This is a genomic window from Actinomycetospora sp., from assembly GCF_055612215.1.
Genome location: NZ_JBVPVA010000385.1, coordinates 1 through 5165, shown reverse-complemented (window position 1 = coordinate 5165; position 5165 = coordinate 1). Strand labels below are relative to the sequence as shown.

Annotated in this window: 4 protein-coding genes; 1 reads left to right on the top strand and 3 read right to left on the bottom strand. The window is 75.0% G+C overall.

Annotated features, from left to right (window positions below):
- The coding region (locus AC0CYZ_RS11040) for a MiaB/RimO family radical SAM methylthiotransferase (protein ID WP_472215197.1) at positions 1 to 1087 on the bottom strand (1087 nt) is incomplete at its 3' end.
- A 165-nt stretch (positions 1088 to 1252) separates the two neighbouring features.
- On the opposite strand from AC0CYZ_RS11040, the gene AC0CYZ_RS11035 reads away from it, so the two are divergent.
- Entirely contained in the window at positions 1253 to 1783 is a 531-nt protein-coding gene (locus tag AC0CYZ_RS11035; protein WP_472215195.1) for an amino-acid N-acetyltransferase, read from the top strand.
- Between the two features lie 74 nt (positions 1784 to 1857).
- Here AC0CYZ_RS11035 and AC0CYZ_RS11030 read toward each other — a convergent pair whose 3' ends face one another.
- Together AC0CYZ_RS11030 and AC0CYZ_RS11025 are read right to left on the bottom strand one after the other, a co-directional pair.
- A complete protein-coding gene (locus tag AC0CYZ_RS11030) occupies positions 1858 to 3294 on the bottom strand; it encodes a hypothetical protein (RefSeq protein ID WP_472215193.1) in 1437 nt (478 codons plus the stop codon).
- A 79-nt stretch (positions 3295 to 3373) separates the two neighbouring features.
- A partial coding sequence (locus tag AC0CYZ_RS11025; RefSeq protein ID WP_472215191.1) for a DNA translocase FtsK occupies positions 3374 to 5165 on the bottom strand: 1792 nt, incomplete at its 5' end.

Sequence of the window (5165 nt, the reverse complement as noted above, 5' to 3'; positions counted from 1 at the left end):
CTCCGACGGCGTCGAGCTCGGCCTCGGCGAGGAAGGCCTCGAGCTCGGCCAGGTCCTCCTCGGTCTCGCCGGGGAACCCGACGATCACGTTGGACCGGATGCCGGCCTCGGGCGCCAGCGCGCGGATCTCCGCGCAGAGCGACAGGAACGTCGTCCGGGAGCCGAAGCGCCGCATCCGGCGCAGCAGCGGCCCGGAGGCGTGCTGGAAGGAGAGGTCGAAGTAGTCGGCGACGCCGGGCGTGCGCGCGATGGCGGCGAGCAGCGGCGGCCGGACCTCGGCGGGCTGCAGGTAGGACACCCGGACCCGGCGCAGTCCCGGCACGGCCGCGAGCTCGCCCAGCAGGCGCTCCAGCGCCCCGCCGGCGGCGCCGCGGGCGTCGATGTCCTTGCCGTAGGAGGTGGAGTTCTCGCTGACCAGCGTCACCTCGGCGACGCCGTGGTCGGCGAGCCAGGCGGCCTCGGCGAGGACGTCCTCCGGCGCGCGCGACACGAAGGCACCCCGGAACGAGGGGATGGCGCAGAAGGCACAGCGGCGGTCGCACCCGGAGGCGAGCTTGAGCGGCGCGACCGGGGCGTCGTCGAGGCGCTTGCGCGGAAACTGCGTCGATGGTCCAGCTCCGCTGCGCTTCGTGTTCACCGGCAGCCACTCGTGGCCGGGGATCGAGCCCTCGCGCACCGCCTCGGGCCGCTTGACCGGGGACAGCGGCAGCAGCGTGCGCCGGTCCGTCGGCTGGTGAGGGGCGAGCGGGCGCCCCGCGAGGACGTCGTCGAGGCGCTCGGAGATCGAGCCGTACGCGTCGAACCCGAGCACGGCGGACGCCTCGGGCAGCGCCTCGGCGAGCTCCGCGCCGTACCGCTCGGCCATGCACCCGACCGCGACGACCTTGGAGTCCGGCCCGCCCGCGGCGAGCACCGCGTCGACCGAGTCCTTCTTGGCCTGCTCGACGAAGGTGCAGGTGTTGACCAGGACGACGTCGGCGCTGCCGTCGTCGCCGCCGGCGACGTCCCAGCCCTCGGCGGCCAGGCGGCCGGCGAGTTCCTCGGAGTCGACGTCGTTGCGGGCACAGCCGAGCGTCACCAGCGCCACGCGGCGTCGATGATCGAGCTCCGCTGCGCCTGCCGTCCCGGACGAGCCCGCGCGGGATTCCTCTTCGCGCTGGGGCACCCGTCCAGGGTAGACGCCTCCCGGGGCGGTCGAGGGACACCGGTCGTGGACGACCCGGCCGCGCCCGCGCGCCTAGGCTCGCCGTCCATGTCCCCGGAGATCCGCCCCGGCGCCGTCGCCGCGCCGATCCTGCTGCGCCGCGCCCGGACCGCCGACGTCCGGGGCATCAAGGAGCTGGTCGACGGGTTCGCCTCGGACAACATCCTGCTGCGCAAGCCGCTGGTGACGCTCTACGAGACCGTGCAGGAGTTCCGGGTCGCGGTCCGGGGCCGCGAGGTCGTCGGCTGCGGGGCGCTGCACGTGCTGTGGGAGAACCTCGGCGAGGTCCGCACGATCGCGGTGCACCCGTCGGTCCAGGGCGGCGGCGTCGGGCACGTGCTCGTGGAGGAGCTGATCGCGCAGGCCCGGGCGCTCGGGCTGGCGAGCCTGTTCGTGCTGACCTTCGAGGTGGACTTCTTCGTCCGGCACGGGTTCCGCGAGATCGACGGCTCGCCGGTGAGCCAGGACGTCTACCTGGAGATGATGCAGTCGGCCGACGAGGGCGTCGCGGAGTTCCTCGACCTCGCCTACGTCAAGCCGAACACCCTGGGGAACACGCGGATGCTGCTCGACCTGTAGGTGGGCGGAGCCCGTGTGAGCACTTGTCCGCCCTATGACACGGGAAACTGCTCACGAGCGCGGAGCGCACCTACCTACGCCGCGACCGCCGTCGCCGCGACCGGCGGCGTCCCGGCCACCGGGAGCACGACACGGACCGAGATCGCCTCGCGGCACGAGGTCACCTCGACGGTCCCGCCCAGCAGCGCCGCCCGCTCGGCCAGGCCCGCGGGCACCCGGCCGGGACGCGCGCCCGGCACCCGGCTGCGCCCCGAGGCCACCTCGAGCACCACGGCGTCGTCGCGGTGCTCGACGCTCACGCACGCGGCCACCGGGCCGGACCGGGCCGTCACCTCGGCGACCAGCTCGGCCAGCAGGCGCGCGGCCAGCAGCCCGACCTCGGGGCACCCGCGCGCGGGGACGCCCCGGACGACCACCGACGGCGGACGCCCGGCGTGGCGGGCCGCGGGCTGACCGCCCAGCGCCGCCGCGTGGCGTGCCGAGGCGACGAGCACGGCCACGCGGCCCTCGTCGAGGACGGCGTCGGCCTCGCCCACGGGGCGTCCGGGCTCGGCGTCCACGGCGGCGAGGGTGGGCAGGATCGTCGCCACGCGGTGCCGCGCGATGCGCCGGCGGCGGGGCTCGGCGCCCTCGTGCGCGGCGAGCACCCGCAGCTCGACCGTGAGGGTGCGGTGGACCGACGCCGGCAGGCCGAGCCGCCCGTCGACGTCGGAGCGGGCGTGCTCGTCGAAGGCGTGCAGCAGGGTCCCGCGGCCGGTGGCGACCGCGCGGCGCCGCCGGTGCAGCCCGACCGCGAAGGCCGCCGCGAGGACCAGCCCCAGCAGCAGGCACTCCCCCGGCTCCGGCGCGGCCTCGACGGGGAGGTCGACGCTGCCGGCGACGGCGGCGGTGGTCGGCGCGGTCGTCGTCGCGAACGGCGCGGCCACGACCAGCATCGCGAGCACCGCCGCGAGCACGACACCCCCGGCCACCGCCGGGGCGTGGCGACCGACCAGGGCGACGGCCACCGCGAGCGCGACGACGAGCAGCGGCCCGGCCGCCACGCTCGCGGGCAGCAGCACGACGACGAGGGCGGTCAGCGAGATCGCCACGGCGCCGAGGACGGTGCCGGTGACGAGGGCCGCCGGACGCAGGGCGTGCCCGCGCGGCGGACGGGACGGGGTGGTCGGCACGGGCAGGCCGCCGAGGGCGGCGGCGCGCTGCACGGCGTCGAGCGCGGTCCGGGCGTGGTGGGCGGTGATCGCGACGCCCTCGCGGTCCTCGGCGTCGGCCGGGACCGCCTGCAGGCGCTGCAGCGCGTCGACGACGGTCGCGCGCAGGTCGGTGACGATCCGCCCGCGCTCGCGCGCGACGGCCTCGGCGACCGCGGGCTCGGCGGCCTCGGGGGCGACGGCCTCCGCGTCGTCCGGCTGCGCCGGGTCGTGGGCGAGGGCACCGACGAGGACGACGTCGTCCGCGGGCCGGGAGGCGTGCCTCGTCCCGATCACCGTGCTGGATCCGTGCTGGACCATGTCCGCTCCCCCCGACGTGGGATGTGCGGCGCAGCCTGTCAGACGCCTCCGCGGGCGCTGCAGGGACACGCGGACCCGATCAGGCGGGTTCCTCGGCTCCGACCTCGTCGGCGGGTTCGCCGTCGTCGCCGCCGAGCGCGTCGTCGGTCCCCCGGGGCGGGGCCGGCTCGCCGCGCAGGGAGGCCATGAGGTCGCCCAGCTCGTCGGGCTTGAACAGCACGTCGCGGGCCTTGGAGCCCTCGCTCGGGCCGACCACGCCGCGGGTCTCGAGCAGGTCCATGAGCCGCCCGGCCTTGGCGAAGCCGACGCGCAGCTTGCGCTGCAGCATCGAGGTGGAGCCGAACTGGCTGGTCACGATCAGCTCCGCCGCCTGGCACAGGACCTCGAGGTCGTCCCCGATGTCGGGGTCGATCTCCTTCTTCTCCGCGGCGGCCTCGGTGGTGACCGTCTCGTCGTAGTCCGGCTCGGCCTGGGCCTTGCAGAAATCGACCATCGCCGAGATCTCGTCATCGCCGACGAACGCGCCCTGCAGCCGGTTCGTCTTGCCCGCGCCCATCGGGAGGAAGAGCGCGTCGCCCATGCCGATGAGCTTCTCGGCGCCGGGCTGGTCGAGGATGACACGGCTGTCGGTGAGCGAGCTGGTGGCGAACGCCAGCCGCGACGGGACGTTGGTCTTGATCAGGCCGGTGACGACGTCCACCGAGGGCCGCTGGGTGGCGAGCACCAGGTGGATGCCGGCCGCGCGGGCCTTCTGCGTGATCCGGACGATCGCGTCCTCGACGTCGCGCGGGGCCGTCATCATGAGGTCGGCGAGCTCGTCGACGATCGCCATGATGTACGGGTAGGGCCGGTAGACCCGCTCGGAGCCGGGCGGCGCGGTGATCTTCCCCGAGCGCACGTGCTCGTTGAACACGTCGATGTGGCGCACCCGGTTGGCCTGCATGTCCGCGTAGCGCTGCTCCATCTCCTCGACCAGCCAGGCCAGCGCGGTCGCGGCCTTCTTCGGCGAGGTGATGATCGGCGTGATCAGGTGCGGGATGCCCTCGTAGGGCGTCAGCTCGACCATCTTCGGGTCGATGAGGATCATCCGGACCTCGTCGGGCGTGGCGCGCGCCAGCAGCGAGACCAGCATCGAGTTGACGAAGCTGGACTTGCCGGAGCCGGTCGATCCCGCGACGAGCAGGTGGGGCATCTTCGCGAGGTTGGCCGTGACCATCTGGCCCTCGATGTCCTTGCCGAGGCCGATCACCATGGGGTGGGTCTCGCGGCGCGCCGTGCTGCTCGTCAGCACGTCGGCCAGCCGGACCATCTCGCGGTCGGTGTTCGGGACCTCGATCCCGACCGCCGACTTGCCCGGGATCGGCGCGAGCAGGCGGACGTTGTCGGTGGCCGCGGCGTAGGACAGGTTGCGGTGCAGCGCGGTGATCTTCTCGACCTTCACCCCGTGCCCGAGCTCGACCTCGTAGCGGGTGACCGTCGGGCCCCGGACGAAGCCGGTGACCTGCGCGTCGATCTTGAACTGCTCCAGCACGCCGGTGATCGCGTCGATCATGGCGTCGTTCGCGGCGGAGCGGGCCTTCGGCGGGTCGCCCGCGACCAGCAGGTCGGGCGGGGGCAGGTGGTAGGCGGCCTCCGGGTCGGCCACCTCGCGGTGCGAGCTGAAGGTCGTCGCGGCGTGCGGATCGGTCTCGGAGTCCGGGACGTCGACGACCGGCGGGGTCTCCGGGATCTCGGCGGCCGGGACCTTCCGGCGGCTGCGGGCCGCTGCGGCGGGCGCGGGCTCCTCGACGGGCGGTACGGCGGGGCCGACGACGGGGGCCGCGCTCGCGTCGGGCTCGTCGCCACCCACCACCAGCACGCCGTCGGCGTCG

What these genes read in the sequence shown, in the direction of transcription:
- AC0CYZ_RS11030 (WP_472215193.1), bottom strand. Translation starts at nt 3,294, where the DNA reads ATGGTCCAGCACGGATCCAGCACGGTGATCGGGACGAGGCACGCCTCC.
- AC0CYZ_RS11035 (WP_472215195.1), top strand. Translation starts at nt 1,253, where the DNA reads ATGTCCCCGGAGATCCGCCCCGGCGCCGTCGCCGCGCCGATCCTGCTG.